Source organism: Muriicola sp. (genome assembly GCF_049669965.1).
In the GTDB taxonomy this organism is placed as follows: Bacteria; Bacteroidota; Bacteroidia; order Flavobacteriales; family Flavobacteriaceae; genus Muriicola.
In genome coordinates this window covers 25,883-45,644 of the sequence record NZ_JBATLB010000024.1, presented here as the reverse complement: position 1 = coordinate 45,644, position 19,762 = coordinate 25,883, and the positions used below count along the sequence as shown (strand labels likewise).

The window sequence follows — 19,762 nt, the reverse complement described above, 5'->3', positions numbered from 1 at the left end:
ACATGAAAAAAATACTGAAATGGTACGCCTACGTTAACAAACCAGTAGTGCAGAAGTACGTTTGGGCCGATCTTTTACTTTTTATACCCCGGTTTGTGTGCGGAATGCTGCTGGCCATAGATTTTGGCGCCTCAAAGTTTGGGATGCCCTGGACTGATCCCGAATTGAATCTGGGCCTCTTTGAAGTAGTGTATTGGTTTCCGGAAGATGTAGCCCGGTTTGGAGGAATATTTGCTATGTTCCCCATCTCTTTTGCCTGGATAGCCGGTTTTAGTGAAACAATTGGCGGACTCATGCTTGCCTTGGGAATTAAAACAAGGATCGCAAGTTTTATGATTGTTTGTACCATGCTGGTGGCCATTTTTTTTCAACAAATGAACCAGGGCATTTGGAACATGCTTCCGGCCATGGGATTTCTGTGGGTAGGGCTATACAGTTTGATCAATGGCTGCGGACGATTTGGACTCGATTATCTGATAATAAAGAGAATGAAATAAGACACTATGAATAGGCGAGTCCTCCCCTTTTTTGTTTTCCTGTATTTTTTGGGAGTGACGTTCGCTCATTCTCAAGACGGTAATGCAGGAACGCATGAAAGATGGGAATACGTCCTGGAAGATACTGGAGATGTTTTACAAATAGCCCTGCCTCTTTCTGCAGGCCTGGCAACGATATTTCAAAAGGACTATGAAGGCACCAAACAAATGGCCTTTTCCTACGCCAGTACAATGGCAATTACCTATGCGCTGAAATACACCACTAAAAGGCAACGACCTGAAGGTAGAAATACGTATGACTCCTTTCCCTCCGGTCATACTTCCTCTGCATTTTCCGGGGCCTCTTTTATTCAAAGACGCTATGGGTGGAAATACGGCAAATACGCTTATATTCTGGCTGCATTGGTTGGGGTAAGCAGAATGGAAGGGCCGGATGGTTATCACGATATTTGGGATGTGTTGGGTGGAGCCGCCGTAGGTATTGGAAGCACCTATATATTTACTAAACCATATAAATATCAGAAAATAGAAGTAGGTTTTTCGGCTCGTAAGGATATGAAGCTACTCTCAGTACGATGGAACCTTAATTAATAAATTATGACAGACATACAGATCGCACAAAGCGTCAAAGAAAAACACATTCGAGAAATAGCAGCAGGCTTGAATATTTCGGAGGATCAATTAGAATATTACGGGTCTAACAAGGCAAAGTTACCGCTTGAACTTATAGATGAAGATTCGGTAGAAAAGGGAAATCTTGTCCTTGTTACAGCCATAACACCCACCCCGGCCGGTGAAGGAAAGACCACCACCTCTATAGGTCTGGGAGATGCCCTGAACCTTCGAAAGAAAAAAGCAGTGATTGTGTTGCGCGAGCCTAGCCTGGGACCTGTATTTGGCATTAAAGGTGGGGCCGCAGGGGGAGGCTGGAGTCAGGTGATTCCCATGGTGGATATCAACCTTCATTTTACGGGCGACTTTCATGCTATTGAGAAGGCAAATAATTTATTGGCTGCCCTCATAGACAATAACATTCAGAGTAAAACCCGCAACCTTGGCATAGACCCCAGAACCGTAATTTGGAAGCGTTGTATGGATATGAACGACCGCGGGTTGCGGAATATCATTGCGGCCCTGGGTGGTAAAGCCGGTGGAATTCCACGTGAAACCGGATTTAATATTACCGCCGCCTCTGAGATCATGGCCATCTTATGCCTGTGCAAAAACCTGGAGGACCTGCAGGAGAAATGTGGGAATATCTACGTAGGAGATACCTGGGAGGGAAAACCTGTATATGCAAGAGACCTAAACGCCCAGGGTGCCATGACCGTTTTGCTAAAAGATGCCATTAAGCCAAATTTAGTGCAGACCCTGGAAGGTAACCCGGCTATTATTCACGGCGGACCTTTCGCAAACATAGCACAGGGGACCAATTCTATCCTGGGCACAAAAATGGGCCTCAGTTTAGGCGATTTTGTGGTCACAGAAGCTGGTTTTGGGGCAGATTTGGGAGCAGAAAAATTCTTAAATATTAAATGCAGGCAAGCAGGCCTTTCGCCAAAAACTATTGTCCTTGTAGCCACCATCCGTGCCTTAAAATACCATGGAGGGAAACCCTTGGCAGAGCTCACTCAGGAAGATACAAAGGCCCTTAAAGCCGGGATGCCCAACCTGGAGCGCCATATTAAAAGTTTACAGACTTTTGGGATCCCGGTGGTAATATCGGTCAATGCATTTAGCAGTGATACCGAAGCAGAAAAACAACTAATTCTAGATCATTGTAAAAAACTAAATGTCCCCGCGGCGCTGAGCTATGGATGGGCCGAAGGAGGGAAAGGATGTACGGATCTGGCGGATCTGGTGATAAATGCTGCGGCAACATGCAAGACCAAGTTTGTGCCCAGTTATGATCTTTCGGATCCCATACGAACTAAACTAGAGAAGATTTGCCAAACTATTTACGGGGCCACCAATGTTATCCTATCCAATGTGGCAAATAATCAGATGAAGCGATTTGAACGTATGGGCTATGGAGAATTACCTATCTGTATCGCCAAAACTCAAAAAAGCCTCAGCGATGATGAGAAAAAACTGGGAAGGCCAGAGAATTTTGACATCAGTATTCGCGAATTCGAGATCGCTACCGGAGCAGGATTTATTATTCCCATTGCAGGAAATATTTTGAGGATGCCTGGACTGCCAGCAATCCCTTCCGCCGAAAACATTGCTATGGATAGGGATGGAACCATTTCCGGACTTTTTTAATAAAATAAAACACCTATGAATTTCAGATTTAATAGTGTAAGCACAGGGTTAATTATTGTAATAAACTTATTCATAAGCTCTTGTAAGACAAATACGGACCAGCAAGTTAGACTGGCAGGCCTTCAGGAACCGGTAGAAATTGTCAGGGATAGTTGGGGCATCAATCATATCTATGCAAAGAATGAACACGATCTTTTCTATGCACAGGGATATGCCGCTGCCAAAGACCGGCTATTTCAATTTGAGATCTGGAGAAGGCAGGCAACGGGTACAGTGGCTGAGATCCTGGGTGAACGGGAATTAAAACGGGATATTGGTACCAGGCTCTTTAAATTTCGGGGCGATCTCAATACTGAAATGAACCACTATCACGATAACGGAGCAAACATCATTACCGCTTACACAGAAGGGGTCAATGCCTATATTGAGGAAGCATTGCAGCAACCTGAAAATCTACCTATAGAATTCAAAATGTTAGGGATTACGCCTAAAAAGTGGACCCCGGACGTGGTTATTTCCAGGCATCAGGGGCTTTTGGGGAATATTGGCGCCGAACTGGAGATAGGAATGGCGGTGAATAAAATAGGGGTAGAGGCTGTGAAAGAGCTCTATTGGTTTCACCCCAAAGAACCCATCTTAGAGATAGATTCTGCCATTGATGGCTCCCTTCTCAATGATGAGATATTAGACGTCTACAGAGCGTACAGAAGGCCGGTGTATTTTGACAAAGAGGATGTAGTGCCAGCGTATCGGGGAACCCAGACCAGCACGGCACTACTATTTAATTCCGAAACACAAGAAGATTCATTATCCATAGGGAGCAATAACTGGGTAGTAAGTGGTGCGCTAACCAAGGATGGAAATACGATCATGGCAAATGATCCCCATAGGACCATTGCGGTCCCATCGTTGAGGTATATGGCTCATTTGGTGGCTCCCGGATGGAATGTCATTGGAGGAGGAGAACCCGAGATCCCCGGAATTTCAATAGGACACAATGAATACGGTACCTGGGGACTTACCGTGTTTAGTACAGACGGCGAAGACCTTTATGTATATGATCTCAACCCTGAGAACCTCAATGAATACCAGTACAAGGGAGGATGGGAAGCTATGGAGACAATCACTGAGACCATCCCGATCAAAGATAAAGAACCGAAAAAAATAACACTGAGATACACACGTCATGGCCCGGTTACTTTTATTGATAGTGTACATCATAAAGCATATGCCATTCGATGCGCCTGGCTAGAACCAGGAGGGTCTCCCTATTTGGCGTCGCTACGCATGGACCAGGCGAAAACCTGGGAAGAATTCCGGGAAGCCTGTAACTATAGTAATATTCCGGGAGAGAATATGATCTGGGCAGATAAACAAGGAACCATTGGATGGCAGGCAGTTGGCATTGCTCCAATACGAAAGAATTTTAGTGGGTTGGTACCGGTGCCGGGCGATGGCCGTTATGAATGGGAGGGGTACTTGCCCATAGTAGAAAAACCGCATGACGTAAATCCGCAAAGTGGGTTTATTGCCACCGCCAACCAGAATGTTACACCGGCCTCTTATGATCGTTGGGATGCTATTGGATATTCCTGGTCGGACCCCTATAGAGGTCAACGGGTGGAGGAGGTTTTAAAGGCAGGTACTAAATTCTCGATCGATGAGATGATGGCACTGCAGGTAGACTACCTGTCTGTTCCTGCCAGAATACTGGTCCCAATGTTGGCCAGACTTTCACTGGAAGGGAAGGCAGCCAAGGCACGCGATCTTCTGCTAAACTGGGATCATGAACTTTTACCCAATAGTATAGAAGCAGGTATCTACGTGGCTTTTGAAAGAGAATTAGAAAAGCAGGCAGAGGCAATGTTCATCCCTGAAGATGCAAAGGGAATAGTTTCTGGTATCCAGATGAAAAGAATTTTGGATTGGATGGAGCATCCGGAAGAGAAATTTGGTAAGAATGCCGCTGCGGCCAGAGACAGGTTACTTGTAAGCGCATTTAATACGTCTATCAGTACTCTGGAAAATACCCTGGGACAGGAGATAGAAGATTGGCAATACGGACAAGCAGATTATAAACATACCTATATGAAACATGCCTTAAGTGATGCCGTGGGGAAAGAGTGGGCAGATTCTTTAGATCTGGGTCCGCTTCCAAGAGGTGGCAACGGCTATACCCCGGGATCTACAGGGAACAATAATAGACAGAGCAGTGGTGCTTCCTTTAGGCTTATCGTCTCTACAGGAGATTGGGATACTGCCGTAGGGACCAATGGTCCTGGCCAGTCTGGCAACCCTGCAAGCCCATTTTACAGTAATTTGTTTAAACCCTGGGCAAAGGACCAATACTTCCCTGTTTTTTATTCCAGAGAAAAGATAGATTCGGTATCGGTGCAAACTGTACAATATCTTCCCAGAAGGTAGGGTTCCCTAGGGGGTGCTGGTAAGTTCGGTGAAAAGGCTTTCCAGGTTCTTATTCTTCCGGCTTAATTGAAGGGTTTTAAGTTGGTTGTCATGTGCAAAATCGAAGACAACAGGTCTCATGTCCTTGGTATGACTAAAGGTGATCTCATATACAAAGCCAACGGTATTCTTAACAAAGGTCACATGTGGAAGTTTTTGCAGAAAGGCTTCTTCTACCCGGTAGTCGAACTCCACTTCAATGATCTGTTCCTTTGCCTCCCTGAGATCAGATAATTTCTTATCGGCCACCAGACTTCCTTTATTTATGATGAGTACACGGTCGCAAACAGCTTCTACTTCCTTCATGATATGAGTAGAAAGCAGAATGGTCTTGTCTTTCCCTATCTCTCGGATCAACTTACGGATCTCCAAAAGTTGATTGGGATCCAAACCTGTGGTAGGTTCATCAAGGATAAGTACCTCCGGGTTGTGTAAGAGGGCCGCCGCCAGACCTACACGTTGTCTGTATCCCTTGGAGAGTTGGCCAATTTTCTTGTGAGCTTCCGGACTCAGACCAATTTGATCTAGTACCTCATCTATTCGATGTTTAGGCACCTGGTACACTTCAGCATTGAACTGCAGGTATTCCTTTACGTACATCTCCAGGTATAGCGGATTGTGCTCCGGCAAATAGCCAATACTCTTTTGAACCAACCGAGCTTCCGTTTCCACATGATATCCATTTACCAAAGCCATACCCTCATCGGCTTTTAGATAAGTGGTAAGGATCTTCATCAAAGTAGATTTTCCTGCCCCATTGGGCCCAAGGAAACCTACAATTTCACCTTTTGCAATGCTAAAAGACAGGTCGTTGAGGGCTACTTGCTGCCCGTATGTTTTAGTAAGATGCTCAACCGTTATAGACATATGATCCTTAATTCTGAAGTAAAAATACACATTGTGCCATAAAAAAGACGACTGGCAAAGAAGCTTTATTTCTTCTAAATTAAACAGATCAGAAAAGGTGTTAATGCTGCTATCTTATTTCCATTATTACAGAATCCTCAGTAAAAACAGATCTGAGAAAAAAAATTCGCAGTTATTTCTCAATATTCATCAACATTCAAAAAAATAAATCCATAAAGGCGCATTTTTCAATTTAATAATTACCTTAGCCTGAGGTTTTAAAGATCATGACAAACAATTATTTCTGGAGCGGTTTCTATTTTTACTTCTTTAACAAAAGAGGCAAGGGACTGTTATAGCTAATTGTGAAACGATAACTATAGAAGTCCCGTAGAAAACGGGACTTTTTTTTTGTGACCATTAAAGTGAAAAAAAGGATAGCCATACAGGGAATTCAGGGATCGAACCATCACCAGGTTGCTCGTGAGTATTTTGGTGACAACATAGAGCTGGTAGAGTGTATGTCTTTTCATGGCTTGGTAGACCAATTACTAGATGGTCGTGCAGATAAAGGGGTAATGGCCATCGAGAATTCTATCGCCGGCTCCATAATTCCCAATTACGCCCTGGTCTATGAAAATAACCTGCATATCATAGGGGAGTACTATCTGAATATACATCACAACTTAATGGCGTTAGAAGGTCAAACCCTTGCAGATATAAAAGAGGTCCGTTCACATCCCATGGCCCTGTTACAATGCCGTGAATACCTAAAAACTCAGGTGCATATTAAGATGGTGGAGGATGTGGATACCGCTGAAACGGCAAAGCGTATTCAGGATCAGCAATTAAAGGGAGTAGCGGCTATTGCTCCCGCCGCAGCGGCTGAATTGTTTAAATTGCAGATCATCGCACCCGAAATTCAGACCATAAAAAACAACGCCACCCGCTTTATCATAGTAAAAATAACAAATAAGGAACTACCGAAGGAAGAGATCAACAAAGCGTCCATACGGTTTATTACAGATCACAAAAGGGGTAGTTTGGCAACTGTGTTAAATGTTATGAGCGACTGTTATTTAAATCTGACCAAAATACAGAGTTTACCCATAATAGAGACGCCATGGAAGTACGCCTTTTTTGTAGATGTTACCTTCGATAAGTACGAGTACTTTGAAAAGGCAAAGTCGCTTCTCCGGATAATGTCGGAGGATTTTAAGGTTTTGGGAGAATATAAAAATGTGATGGTATGATTAAGACGGCAGAAAGGCTGACTACCATAGAAGAATACTACTTCTCCAGGAAACTAAGGGAAGTAAGAGGGCTTATGGCCAAAGGCAGGCCAATAATTAATATGGGAATTGGGAGTCCGGATCTATCTCCATCTAAGGAGGTGTTGCAGACAATGCAGAACGCCCTGAATGATCAGGGAGCCCACCAATATCAAAGTTATCAGGGCTTACCAGCCTTGAGGTTAGCAATTGCGGATTTTTATAAGGAAAAGTTTGGTGTCCTTGCAGATCCTGAGCATGAGATTCTGCCTCTTATGGGGTCTAAGGAAGGAATCATGCACATAAGCATGGCCTTTCTGAATCCGGGTGATGAGGTATTGATCCCCAATCCGGGATATCCAACCTATCAGGCGGTCACAAAATTAATTGGTGCAGTACCCCGCAGTTATGATCTTTTAGAAGAAAACAATTGGTTTCCGGATCTTGAGAAGCTGGCCTCTGAAGATCTTTCTAGCGTAAAACTAATGTGGGTAAGCTATCCTCATATGCCAACGGGGGCTACGGCTTCTTTTGAAAAATTGAGAGATTTAATAACCTTTGCCAAAAAGCATTCTATCCTATTGGTCAATGACAATCCATACAGCTTTGTATTAGGGAACCACCCTACCAGCATTCTGGAAATTGAAGGGGCCAAAGAGGTGGCGCTAGAATTGAATTCTTTGAGTAAGACCTTTAATATGGCAGGATGGCGAGTAGGCATGGTGCTTGGCAAAAAAGAACACATTGAGGCAGTTTTAAAGGTAAAAAGCAATATGGATTCCGGGATGTTTTACGGAATACAAAAAGGAGCGATTGCAGCCCTGCAGAGCGGTAAAGCCTGGTTTGAGGAATTAGATGCCGTATACAGGCAGCGAAGAAAGCGAATGTTTCAACTCGTAACTTTATTGCAATGCACCTTTGATCCGGACGCCGTAGGTATGTTTGTATGGGCAAAGTTGCCAAAAGGCTCAAAATCGTCAGAAGAATTCATAGATGAGATACTGCATACCAGGGATATTTTTATTGCCCCGGGCACCATTTTTGGAAGTAACGGAGAAGGATATATACGTTTTTCTCTTTGCGTAACTGCCGAAAAGATTGAAGAGGCAATAGCGCGTTTTAAAAAACAGGGATGAAAATAGGAATCATAGGAATCGGATTAATTGGAGGCTCATTTGCTAAGGACCTTAAAAAGGTGTACACCAGTGTACATATCATTGGGTTGGATGCAAATGAGGCACATCTGGAAACAGCCTTGGAGCTTGGAATTATAGATGCCAAAGGAGATGAGCGTTCAATAAAGGAAGTAGACATTCTATTTCTGACGATTCCTGTAGATGCTGCTGTTAATACCTTGCCGGGAATGCTCGATATCATTGAGGACGAAACCTTAATAATCGATGCCGGTTCTACCAAGGCATTGATCTGTTCAAATGTTAGGTCTCATCCAAAAAGAAGAAATTTTCTGGCTTGTCATCCCATAGCCGGTACAGAATTTTCAGGACCATCGGCGGCCATCGAAGGACTATTTGAAGGCAAGACCAATATCATTTGCGAAGTAGAGAAGACAGCCTTTAAATTACAGGAAAAGGCATTGGAGATCTTTCAGAAGTTGGGAATGCGTATCCGGTATATGAATCCGGAAGCACATGACAAACATATCGCCTATGTATCTCATTTATCGCACATAAGTTCATTTATGCTCGGGAAAACCGTGATCGAAAAGGAAAAAAATGAACGCGATATCTTTGACATGGCAGGGAGTGGTTTTGAAAGTACGGTGCGTCTCGCCAAGAGTTCCCCGGCGATGTGGACGCCCATATTTGATCAGAACAAAGAGAATGTCATTGAAACCCTCGAAGAATACATTCAGAATTTAGAGGCTTTTAAACAAAAGTTGAAAGATGACGATCTCGAAGGTATATTTAAAGACATGCAGGATACAAATAAAATCAAGGAAATATTAAAAGGAATACCCCTCAACAAATTATAAGGACATTATGGAAAATTCGAAGGATTTACGAAACTGGTTAGATAAAATGGAGCTCTCCCACCCTTTGGTGATCGCGGGTCCCTGTAGTGCAGAAACTGAAGCACAGGTACTCCAGATAGCCCATGAATTGAAAGACACGGACGTTAACTACTACCGTGCCGGGATTTGGAAACCACGTACGCGCCCTGGTAATTTCGAAGGGGTAGGGGCCATTGGTTTAAAATGGTTGCAGCAGGTAAAAAAAGAAACCGGATTAAAGACGGCCACCGAGGTAGCTAACAGGGCGCATGTAGACCTTGCCCTGGAACACGACATTGACCTCTTGTGGATAGGAGCCCGCTCTACTGTGAGTCCGTTTATTGTACAGGAAATAGCAGATGCTTTAAAGGGGACAGACAAGGTTGTCTTGATAAAAAACCCCGTAAACCCGGATCTATCCTTGTGGTTAGGCGCAGTAGAAAGACTCTATTCTGCAGATATTAAGAACCTGGGGGTTATCCATCGCGGCTTTTCGACCTATGAGAAATCGAAGTACAGAAATATTCCGGAATGGCAATTGGCCATAGAACTGCAAACCAAGTTCCCCGATCTGCCACTGATCAATGATCCATCTCATATCACAGGGAAAAGGGATATGATCTTTGATGTTTCTCAAACCGCACTGGACCTGAATTTTGACGGACTTATGATTGAGACCCATTTTGATCCGGACAATGCCTGGAGTGATGCTGCACAGCAAGTAACCCCAAAAAGACTGATACAGATCATGAACGATTTAAAAATTAGAAAAGAAACAGACCAGGAAGCAGAATACAACAATAAACTTAGCAACCTAAGGGCACAGATCGATATTATAGATAATCAACTGATTGATATTCTAGGTAAGCGTATGCTTGTTTCTAATGGGATTGGAGAATTAAAGAAACAACGCAATGTGGCCGTACTTCAAACAAATCGATGGAATGCCATTCTCGGGAAAATGATCCTGGAAGGTGAGGCGAAAGGTCTGAGCGAAGAATTTGTCTTAAAAATGTTTAAGGCCATTCACCAGGAATCTATTAACCATCAGGAAAAAATAATTAACGCATAATTATTTTCCTGCATAGTGTAACATTTTAAGTGATCAATTGTCTTTATCAAAACACTAATAAACATCTTATGAAAAAATTACTATTGTTCGCATTTGTACTGGTAGCCGTAAATTCTTTTGCCCAGCGCATTGTAGATAAAGAAGTTGGAGAGTTTAACGAGATAAAGGTCTTTGACCTGATCGAAGTGAACCTGATCAAGGCAGATGAAAATCGTATTTTAATTAAAGGAGACCATGTAGACGACATCCAATTTGTCAATAAGGACGGCGTCTTAAAACTAAGGATGCAACTCGAAAAAAAGTTTCAGGGAGAAGATACGCTGATAGAGGTGTATTACACAGATATTGATATTATTGACGGAAATGAAGGCGCCCAGATCGTATGCAATGAAACTGTGGCGAAAGACGCCATCACCGTGAAGGTGCAGGAAGGGGCCCAGGTGAAAATAGGGATGGACGTTAGGCAATTAGATGCCCGAGCCGTTACAGGTGGTATTATTGAAGCCTCAGGCGTAGCAAAGAATCAGGTGATCGTATTAAATACCGGTGGAATTTTTGAAGGTAGAGATTTAAAAACTGCCTATTCCTCCGTAAAAGTCAGTGCGGGGGGTGAAGCTACCCTCAGTGCTTCTGAAAAAGTTGATATCAATGTAAGAGCCGGTGGGGACGTGATCGTATACGGAAATCCAAAAGAAGTAAACAAGAATACCCTTGCCGGGGGTCGCATTTTCATTAAGGATTAGCTAAATACAAACGGTAAAAAAAGCCCTGATCTGTTTGGATCAGGGCTTTTTTTTGTAATCGGTGATTAGCGCTTAAAAATATAACGCCTAATAAATATCCCCTGTCCGTCTCCTTTGCCGGCTTCACTTTCAACAGCACTGGTGACAAAAGCAAGTTCCCATCCATCAGAGATCATCGTATTGATCATGGATGTAATAATGGCGTCATTGGCCGCGATATTTTGAAACCTGATACCACCAAGGTTGTAAAAGTTGAGTAATTTTGTTTCTTCAAAATTTTTCACTCTGATTTCCCCCCGGTCCGACTTGTTACGAGTATTGTCTTCCTCAGTTTGAACACTGGTAAATTCCTTGTAATCCTTTTCTTCCATCGCGTTTATGATCCTTGATCTTCCCAGACCATTTGGCACGATAGATTCTACACTGGTGATAACTTTAAATTCCTGAGCTTCAAGGCCAAGTATACAAGATGAGACCAAGAGAACAAATAAGATACTTTTTTTCATTTGTGTTAATTTTTAAACGGTTCAATTGTTATTTACACTATAAAGATAACCGTTCGTGTAAAAGTAAAATTGTTTCTTTGTAAGGAGATATGAACAAGTATGAAGGGCACTGTTTATAAGTCTACAGGGAGTTGGTATACGGTAAAAACTCAGAAAGGCGATTTTATTGAATGCAGGATTAAGGGGAAATTCCGTATCAAGGGAATTAAAAGTACCAACCCTATTGCTGTGGGTGATAAAGTGAGCTATGAACTGGAAGAAACCGGAGACACCACCTATGGTGTGATCCACAAGATAGAGGACCGGAAGAATTATATTATCCGAAAATCTGTGAACCTTTCCAAACAAACCCATATTATTGCCGCCAATATAGACAGGGTCTTCCTTATGATCACTTTAAATAACCCGAAGACCTACACTACCTTTATTGACCGTTTTTTGGCTACTTCTGAGGCCTATGATATTGAGACCGTGCTTATTTTTAATAAGATAGATACGTATAATGAGGAGGAACTTGCCGAGATCAAATACCTCGCAGCCTTATATCGAAAGATAGGCTATACCTGCCTGGGGGTTTCTGCAAAAAAAGGGACCAAGGTAGAACAGGTGAAAGAGTTGATGCTGGGCAATACCAGTATGTTCTCAGGAAATTCGGGAGTTGGAAAGACTACCCTAATCAATGCCATTGAACCATCCCTTCAACTGAAGACCGCAGAAATTTCGGAACAACATTATCAGGGACAACACACTACCACTTTTGCGGAAATGTTCGATCTTAGTTTTGATGCCCGTATCATAGATACGCCGGGGATCAAGGGATTTGGCCTGGTAGATATGGCAAAAGAAGAAATTGGCGACTATTTCCCTGAATTTTTTGAGCTAAAACAAGCCTGTAAATTCAATAATTGTATGCATATTGATGAACCCCAATGTGCCGTTAAAGAGGCGCTGGAAAATGATGAAATAGCTTGGAGCAGGTATAAGAGTTATCTGCAAATGGTAAGTGGGGAGGAAGATACCTACCGCTTTGATGAATTTGAGTAAAAAGGGGAGGAGCCGTAAATAGTAATTTTAAGAATGAGAGCAGTCATCCAACGAGTTGCCTGGGCACACGTAACCGCAGAGAGCAGGCGAATTGCAGAAATAGGACAAGGTATGCTGATCCTTCTAGGTATAGAAGATGCCGATGCTGCAGAAGACATCGCCTGGCTAAGTCGTAAAATTGCAAACCTTCGTATCTTTAATGATGAGGATGGGGTGATGAACAAGTCATTGATTGAGATGAACGGAGATGCCATAGTGGTGAGTCAGTTTACCCTGCACGCCAGTACCAAAAAAGGAAACAGACCTTCCTATATCAAGGCTTCCAAACCCGCAGTAGCCATTCCTCTCTATGAGCAATTCGTAGTTCAGTTAGAGAACGATCTCACCAGGAAAGTAGGAACCGGAATCTTTGGCGCGGATATGAAAGTGGAGCTTTTAAATGACGGACCTGTGACCATAATGATAGACACTAAAAACAAAGATCTATGAATATTAATAACGCACAAACTGCTGTAGATGAATGGATCAAAGCCCACGGAGTTCGCTATTTTAACGAACTCACCAATATGGCCCAACTTACCGAAGAGGTTGGGGAGGTTGCCCGTATCATTGCAAGGCGGTATGGGGAACAAAGCGAAAAGCCCTCGGATATGGATAAGGATTTGGGAGAAGAACTGGCCGATGTTCTCTTTGTAGTGCTCTGTCTGGCTAATCAAACAGGGATAGACCTGCAGGCAGCATTCGATAAGAAATTAGATCTCAAGGCCAAGCGCGATCACAAACGGCATCAGGATAACAAAAAGTTGAAATAATCCTATCTTTGATGCTTCAGGAAAGTAATAATCCCTGAAGCTCAGCTGTTCAAAACCCTTAAATCCAATCTGGCTTGAAACTGCACCTCTCTGGTCCACCCACATCCATAGTAAGATCCGCCATAAAGATCACCGGATCAAAGAGTGAATCTAACCGACTCCTCATTCTCCAGGCACTTTACCCCGATCTCCGCATTGAGAATTTATCCAATGCAGATGACGTTAAGGTGATGCGGAACGGGCTTAAAATTTCCAAAGGGGAAGTAGATATCCACCATGCCGGGACGGCCATGCGCTTTCTCACAGCCTATTTCGCCTCCAGGAAAGGGACAGATATTGTCTTAACAGGATCTTCCAGGATGCAGGAACGCCCCATTAAAGTGTTGGTAGATGCCCTGAGAAAACTGGGAGCCGATATTCAATATCAGAATAATGAAGGATACCCGCCTCTGCACATCAAGGGAAGACAACTTACGGCAGAGCGGGTAAGTTTACCGGCAAATATTAGTAGCCAGTATATTTCCGCCTTATTATTGATCGCAGCTAGTTTGCCAAATGGCCTGGTGATAGAACTCCTGGGTAAGATCACTTCGGTTCCCTATATCAACATGACGCTTTCCCTTCTGGAAACGCTTGGTATCCAAACCGCCTTTATCGGGAACACCATTGAGGTGCACCCCACGAAGACCGCAAGATCCACAAAGGTGGTGGTAGAATCTGACTGGAGCTCAGTGTCCTATTTTTACAGTATTGTGGCCCTCAGTGACCCCGGGACCCACCTGGAGATTACATCCTATACCCCAGATAGCCTTCAGGGAGATAGGATATTGGCCCAGATATATACTCATTTTGGGGTGGAAACAGTGTTTAAAGGCAAGGCGCTGCACCTTTTCAAAAGAAGTAAGCTGTCCACGAGAATGGATAAAAATGGCATAGAGCCACTTCTTTCTTTAAACCTAGCGGATGCCCCGGATATTGCACAAACCATTGTAGTTACTTGCTTTGGTTTGGGAATAGGCTGCCACCTTAGCGGCTTACACACCTTAAAGATCAAAGAAACAGATAGGCTAGAGGCTCTCAAAAACGAACTCACCAAATTAGGAGCGAGTGTAATTGTAACTGATAAGGACCTTACGCTGGCCGCAGGAGGAAGTATCAAAAATGAGGTAACCATAGAAACGTATAATGATCACCGCATGGCCATGGCGTTTGCCCCTTTGGCCATGAAAACCTCCCTGTTTATAAATGATGCAGGGGTTGTGTCTAAATCCTATCCCGACTTTTGGAATGACCTAAAAACATTGAATTTTAAGATCTCTTCTTAGGATTCCTTATTTAATCCGTCTTTTACTTGACATCGCCTGTTCCAGGGTCGTATATTTGCAGGCTTAAAAAAAGGGCGTAAAATCAGAAGTATGTCGCGTTTTTATAAAACATGCCTTTGTTTTCTTCTCTTTCAATACATATCAGCCTAAAAGTAAAACTCTATGAAATTATCGCATTTCAATTTTGAACTTCCGAAAGAGCTATTGGCAGAATATCCCTCGGAACACAGGGATGAATCTAAATTAATGGTCATCCATAAGGACACCGGCAAAATTGAACATAAAATGTTTAAGGACCTTATCAATTATTTTGATGAGAATGACGTCATGGTTTTAAATAACACCAAAGTGTTTCCTGCCAGATTATTTGGGAATAAGGAAAAGACCGGTGCGCGGATCGAGGTTTTTCTGCTTCGCGAATTGAATGAAGAGCAACGCCTTTGGGATGTATTGGTAGACCCGGCCAGGAAGATCAGGATAGGGAATAAACTGTATTTTGGTGAAGATGAAAGTCTGGTAGCTGAGGTCATAGATAATACTACTTCCAGAGGACGTACATTGCGTTTCCTGTATGATGGTGCCTATATTGATTTTAGAAGAAAATTACGTGAATTAGGCGAAACGCCTTTACCGAAATACATAAAGCGCTCTGTGGAGCCGGAAGATGAACAGCGGTATCAGACCATTTATGCGAAACACGAAGGTGCAGTGGCAGCACCAACAGCCGGACTCCATTTTTCGAAACACCTTTTGAAACGACTTGAGATCAAAGGGATCAAATTTGCAGAGGTAACCCTGCACGTAGGTTTGGGCACCTTTAATCCTGTTGAGGTAGAGGATCTTTCCAAGCACAAAATGGATAGCGAAGAATTGGTGATCGATGAGAAAGCCACTGAAATAGTGAACAACGCCAAAAACAATAAACGAAGGATCTGTGCGGTGGGAACTACTGCTATGAGAGGCTTGGAAAGTGCTGTTTCTTCGGAGCATATGTTAAACACTTTTGACGGCTGGACAAACAAGTTCATCTTTCCTCCATATGAGTTCAGTATTGCCAATGCCATGGTCACCAACTTTCATTTACCGAAATCGACCCTGTTAATGATGGTCTCAGCATTCTTGGGGCACGATCTTATGAAACGCGCTTACAAGGAAGCCATTATTGAAGGATATCGTTTTTATTCTTATGGCGATGCCATGCTGATCATATAAGTCAAGAAATAATCAAAAGATCCTGCGCCACCTAAATTCGTTTAGAGGAGCAGGATTTCTTATTTTTAACCATGGATACCATCCAAAAGAAAGACATCCGGGCCCTAAACAGGGAACAACTTAAATCCTTCTTCACCGAACGTGGAGATAAGGCTTTTAGGGGAGACCAGGTATTTGAATGGTTATGGAAGAAAGGAGCACATTCCTTTGAGGATATGACCAATCTCTCCAAAGAGACACGTGCGATGCTGATGGATCATTATGTGATTAATCACATTAAGGTAGATAACATGCAGCGCAGTACCGATGGGACCATCAAAAATGCCGTGCGCCTTCACGACGGCTTAATAGTAGAGTCGGTTTTAATCCCCACCGCATCCCGGACCACAGCCTGTGTTTCGAGTCAGGTAGGTTGTAGTTTAGATTGTAAATTTTGTGCCACTTCCAGGCTAAAAAGGATGCGCAACCTCAATCCGGATGAGATCTATGACCAGGTAGTAGCCATTGATCGTCAAAGCAGACTCTATCACGGAAGACCTTTGAGTAATATTGTTTTTATGGGGATGGGGGAACCTTTGATGAACTACAATAACTTATTGAAATCTATTGAGAAGATCACCGGTAACGAAGGCCTGGGAATGTCTCCCAAGCGGATCACGGTCTCTACCTCCGGAGTCCCAAAGATGATTCGAAAAATGGCCGATGACGAAGTAAAATTCAAGCTAGCTGTTTCCCTGCATTCGGCCATAGATAGTGTGCGCACCTCCATCATGCCTTTTAATGCCACTTTTACATTGGAAGAGCTCAGAGAATCTTTGATCTATTGGTATCAGAAGACCAAAAGCAGAATCACCTATGAATATGTTGTCTGGGAAGGGATCAATGATACTCAGAAAGATGTGGATGCGCTGATTAATTTCTGCAAATTTGCGCCCTCCAAGGTAAATTTGATCGAATACAATCCCATAGATGATGGCATTTTCCAACAAGCTGATGATTCGGCACTTAGTCTCTACGTCAATGCCCTGGAAAAGAGTGGAATTACAGTTACCATTCGTCGTTCTCGCGGGAAGGATATTGATGCGGCATGCGGACAATTGGCAAACAAATCCTAGTCCTGCATCGCAAAACGGATTAAGATTTCGTTTTTGAAAGAATATATAGGCAGCTCTCCCCAAGTGCCTTGTAATTTTTACCTAATTTTAGTGCACTAATAAGATCGTTATTTCAAACTCTCTTCATTGAAAATAGTATCTCAAATAAAGGAACCTGTTAGCAAGGAAATGGAGCTCTTTGAGCAGAAGTTCTTTGAATCCATGACTTCTAAAGTGGCCCTTTTAAACAGGATAACCTATTATATTGTAAATAGGAAAGGGAAACAAATGCGACCTATGTTTGTTTTTCTCACTGCCAAACTAGTTAATGACGGAGAAATAAATGAACGCACCTACAGAGGCGCTTCGGTCATAGAATTGATACACACTGCTTCATTGGTCCATGACGATGTAGTGGATGAAAGCTATAAACGCAGAGGATTCTTTTCCATCAATGCCCTATGGAAGAATAAAATAGCGGTTCTGGTGGGCGATTATCTCCTATCAAAAGGTATGTTGCTATCTGTGGAGCATGGCGATTTTGATTTGTTAAAGATCATTTCAGTGGCCATCAGGGAGATCAGCGAAGGGGAATTATTGCAACTGGAAAAAGCCAGGCGGCTAGACATAGATGAAGCGGTTTATTACGAGATCATCAGGCAGAAAACAGCCACTTTGATTGCCGCTTGCTGCAGCCTGGGCGCCTGTTCGGTACAACCAGATACACCACACGTAGAAACCTTTCGCAAATTTGGTGAATTATGTGGGATGGCTTTCCAGATCAAAGACGACCTCTTTGATTACGGGGAAACACAAATTGGCAAGCCTACCGGGATCGATATCAAAGAACAAAAAATGACCCTCCCGTTGATTTATGTTCTGAATAACGTTCCTGAAAAAGACAAACGATGGCTCATCAATTCCGTAAAGAATCATAACAAAGACAAGAAAAGGGTCAAAGAAGTTATACAATTTGTGAAAGATAAAGGAGGATTGGAATACGCCGAATCTAAAATGCATGCCTATCAGGATGAGGCACTCAAACTCCTGGATACCTACCCAGATTCCCCCTACAAGGAGGCCCTGCAGTTAATGGTGAATTATGTGGTAGATCGAAAAAAGTAATGTATCGACCCACATTTTCAAAAAATTATTAATTTTTTTCTGGTTGAGGCAACGTTTTTGATGTTTAGTACGTCTATAACAATAGAAGACCACACTAAATGAAGATCATTTCATTTTATGAAAACGAAAAAGGGATGCTGAAAAAAGCACTCAAAGGGGATAGAAATGCCCAGCGCTTACTGTATGAAAAATTTGCCCCTAAGATGCTGTCTGTTTGCAGGCAGTACATCAAAGATCAGCATTTTGCTGAAGACGTAATGATCTGTGGCTTTGTGAAGGTCTTTAAAAACTTACACAGCTTCCGTAATGAAGGAAGTTTTGAGGGTTGGATACGAAAAATCATGATCCGGGAATCTATCACCTTTCTCAGGAAAAATCAGTTTGTGGTCTTCGATACGGACCAAATGGATGAGGTGGTAGAGGAAAACTTATATCTGGAATCATCCTTACAGGCCACAGAGGTGCAAACCCTGGTGGACTCACTTCCCGAAGGATATAAAATGGTCTTTGTGCTATATGTGGTTGAAGGGTACAAGCATCAGGAAATTGCAGAGATGCTCAACATTTCCGAGAGCACGTCAAAATCGCAGCTCTTTAAGGCGCGAAACTATTTACAGCAAAGAATTAGCAGATTGGCCCTGGCGAAAGAGGTGCGATCTTAAAAAGAAATATCATGGCAAAGAACAGTGTAGAGAAGAAAATAAGAGAAGTATTGCAGGAACGAACAGTTACGCCTTCTGCTAGTGCCTGGAGTAAAGTTGAAGCTCAACTGGGACCTACTTCAACAGCTCCCGGCTTCAAGTTTTGGAGCTATGGGATCGCCGCAGGGTTTATTGGAGTTTTATTTATTTCAATATTCTATTTCACCCAACGCGAGAATGAGGTGCTTCCAACGCAGGAAGTAGTCAGAACTAATGCCACGGAACTGGAGGTTCTTGATGCTGATAAAATACAAGGACCTACATACCTCGGATCTGAGAAAACAGAGGTTATTGTTCAGAAAACCACGGAAGTATTTGACCAACCTTTAGTGGAGATCCCAGCGGAAACTAATAAGATGCTGGCACATGACGCCAGGAATCCGGAGATTAGTGACGAAAGGGTGGTGGAAGACTATGTTTCTTTAGAGAAGGTAGACACAAAAATAGCGGAGGTTATGTCACAGGTATCCCTGTTGGAACAAAGCAAAGGAAGGGTGAGCGATGCCACAGTAGATTCATTATTAAGGGCCGCTCAAAAGGAACTGCTTGGAGAGCAAGTTCTTTGGGAGCCACAAGCCATAGATGCCCTGGCACTTTTGACAGACGTGGAGGACGAACTCAACCTTTCCTTGAGAGATCAGTTATTTGAAAAATTAAAAGATGGCTATGAAAAAGTAAGGTCGGCCATTGCCTATCGCAACGAGTAATCAACATTCATATTAGATTTATTTTCTTCATACAAAGCTATGAGGACAGGAGAAGTTTATTCATCAAT

The 19,762-nt window shown here is 42.9% G+C and carries 20 protein-coding genes; 18 read left to right on the top strand and 2 right to left on the bottom strand.

Annotation, left to right across the window (positions count from 1 at the left end; all coding sequences use genetic code 11):
* The 4 genes from WBM49_RS01735 to WBM49_RS01720 all read left to right on the top strand — a co-directional run.
* Window positions 1–497 (top strand): DoxX family protein (locus tag WBM49_RS01735; RefSeq protein WP_424370337.1); only part of this gene is annotated, 497 nt, incomplete at its 5' end.
* A gap of 6 nt (window positions 498–503) precedes the next feature.
* Complete coding sequence (locus WBM49_RS01730; RefSeq protein ID WP_424370336.1) at window positions 504–1,088, top strand: phosphatase PAP2 family protein; 585 nt, start codon at window positions 504–506, stop codon at window positions 1,086–1,088.
* A 6-nt stretch (window positions 1,089–1,094) separates the two neighbouring features.
* The gene (locus WBM49_RS01725) at window positions 1,095–2,762 is read left to right on the top strand and encodes a formate--tetrahydrofolate ligase (RefSeq protein ID WP_424370335.1); all 1,668 of its coding nucleotides are present in this window, start codon (window positions 1,095–1,097) and stop codon (window positions 2,760–2,762) included.
* Window positions 2,763–2,777: 15 nt separating this feature from the next.
* Entirely contained in the window at window positions 2,778–5,186 is a 2,409-nt protein-coding gene (locus tag WBM49_RS01720; protein WP_424370334.1) for a penicillin acylase family protein, read from the top strand.
* A gap of 6 nt (window positions 5,187–5,192) precedes the next feature.
* Here WBM49_RS01720 and gldA read toward each other — a convergent pair whose 3' ends face one another.
* On the bottom strand, window positions 5,193–6,092 hold the full coding sequence (gene gldA / locus WBM49_RS01715) for a gliding motility-associated ABC transporter ATP-binding subunit GldA (protein ID WP_424370333.1): 900 nt from the start codon (window positions 6,090–6,092) through the stop codon (window positions 5,193–5,195).
* Between the two features lie 404 nt (window positions 6,093–6,496).
* On the opposite strand from gldA, the gene WBM49_RS01710 reads away from it, so the two are divergent.
* The 5 genes from WBM49_RS01710 (at window position 6,497) to WBM49_RS01690 (ending at window position 11,168) form a co-directional block, all read left to right on the top strand.
* A complete protein-coding gene (locus WBM49_RS01710; RefSeq protein WP_424370339.1) occupies window positions 6,497–7,324 on the top strand; it encodes a prephenate dehydratase in 828 nt (275 codons plus the stop codon).
* Window positions 7,321–8,478, top strand: a complete 1,158-nt coding sequence (locus WBM49_RS01705; protein ID WP_424370332.1) for a pyridoxal phosphate-dependent aminotransferase — start codon at window positions 7,321–7,323, stop codon at window positions 8,476–8,478. Before WBM49_RS01710 ends, WBM49_RS01705 begins: the two co-directional genes overlap by 4 nt.
* Complete coding sequence (locus WBM49_RS01700; protein ID WP_424370331.1) at window positions 8,475–9,335, top strand: prephenate dehydrogenase; 861 nt, start codon at window positions 8,475–8,477, stop codon at window positions 9,333–9,335. The genes WBM49_RS01705 and WBM49_RS01700 overlap by 4 nt, the downstream gene beginning before the upstream one ends.
* A 7-nt stretch (window positions 9,336–9,342) precedes the next feature.
* On the top strand, window positions 9,343–10,425 hold the full coding sequence (locus WBM49_RS01695; RefSeq protein WP_424370330.1) for a chorismate mutase: 1,083 nt from the start codon (window positions 9,343–9,345) through the stop codon (window positions 10,423–10,425).
* Between the two features lie 68 nt (window positions 10,426–10,493).
* On the top strand, window positions 10,494–11,168 hold the full coding sequence (locus tag WBM49_RS01690; RefSeq protein WP_424370329.1) for a head GIN domain-containing protein: 675 nt from the start codon (window positions 10,494–10,496) through the stop codon (window positions 11,166–11,168).
* Between the two features lie 65 nt (window positions 11,169–11,233).
* On the opposite strand, the gene WBM49_RS01685 is transcribed toward WBM49_RS01690, so the two are convergent.
* Window positions 11,234–11,674 (bottom strand): hypothetical protein, encoded by a 441-nt coding sequence (locus tag WBM49_RS01685; RefSeq protein WP_424370328.1) that lies wholly within the window; start codon window positions 11,672–11,674, stop codon window positions 11,234–11,236.
* Window positions 11,675–11,773: 99 nt separating this feature from the next.
* Here WBM49_RS01685 and rsgA point away from each other — a divergent pair, with 99 nt between their 5' ends.
* The 9 genes from rsgA to WBM49_RS01640 all read left to right on the top strand — a co-directional run bounded on the left by rsgA (window position 11,774) and on the right by WBM49_RS01640 (window position 19,694).
* Window positions 11,774–12,718: a ribosome small subunit-dependent GTPase A gene (rsgA, locus tag WBM49_RS01680; RefSeq protein WP_424370327.1), complete on the top strand. Its 945-nt coding sequence runs from the start codon at window positions 11,774–11,776 to the stop codon at window positions 12,716–12,718.
* Between the two features lie 33 nt (window positions 12,719–12,751).
* Window positions 12,752–13,207 carry a D-aminoacyl-tRNA deacylase gene (dtd, locus tag WBM49_RS01675; RefSeq protein WP_424370326.1) on the top strand — a complete coding sequence of 152 codons (456 nt, stop codon included), beginning with the start codon at window positions 12,752–12,754 and terminating at the stop codon, window positions 13,205–13,207.
* On the top strand, window positions 13,204–13,530 hold the full coding sequence (locus WBM49_RS01670) for a nucleotide pyrophosphohydrolase (RefSeq protein ID WP_424370325.1): 327 nt from the start codon (window positions 13,204–13,206) through the stop codon (window positions 13,528–13,530). Before dtd ends, WBM49_RS01670 begins: the two co-directional genes overlap by 4 nt.
* Before the next feature lie 74 nt (window positions 13,531–13,604).
* Window positions 13,605–14,855, top strand: coding sequence for a 3-phosphoshikimate 1-carboxyvinyltransferase (locus tag WBM49_RS01665; RefSeq protein WP_424370324.1), 1,251 nt, complete (start codon window positions 13,605–13,607; stop codon window positions 14,853–14,855).
* Window positions 14,856–15,017: 162 nt separating this feature from the next.
* Window positions 15,018–16,067 carry a tRNA preQ1(34) S-adenosylmethionine ribosyltransferase-isomerase QueA gene (gene queA / locus WBM49_RS01660; RefSeq protein ID WP_424370323.1) on the top strand — a complete coding sequence of 350 codons (1,050 nt, stop codon included), beginning with the start codon at window positions 15,018–15,020 and terminating at the stop codon, window positions 16,065–16,067.
* A gap of 71 nt (window positions 16,068–16,138) precedes the next feature.
* Window positions 16,139–17,182, top strand: a complete 1,044-nt coding sequence (gene rlmN, locus WBM49_RS01655) for a 23S rRNA (adenine(2503)-C(2))-methyltransferase RlmN (RefSeq protein WP_424370322.1) — start codon at window positions 16,139–16,141, stop codon at window positions 17,180–17,182.
* 126 nt (window positions 17,183–17,308) lie between these two features.
* Window positions 17,309–18,286, top strand: coding sequence for a polyprenyl synthetase family protein (locus WBM49_RS01650; protein ID WP_424370321.1), 978 nt, complete (start codon window positions 17,309–17,311; stop codon window positions 18,284–18,286).
* Window positions 18,287–18,384: 98 nt separating this feature from the next.
* On the top strand, window positions 18,385–18,948 hold the full coding sequence (locus tag WBM49_RS01645) for an RNA polymerase sigma factor (RefSeq protein WP_424370320.1): 564 nt from the start codon (window positions 18,385–18,387) through the stop codon (window positions 18,946–18,948).
* A gap of 11 nt (window positions 18,949–18,959) precedes the next feature.
* Window positions 18,960–19,694 (top strand): hypothetical protein, encoded by a 735-nt coding sequence (locus WBM49_RS01640; RefSeq protein ID WP_424370319.1) that lies wholly within the window; start codon window positions 18,960–18,962, stop codon window positions 19,692–19,694.
* Window positions 19,695–19,762 lie beyond the last annotated feature (68 nt).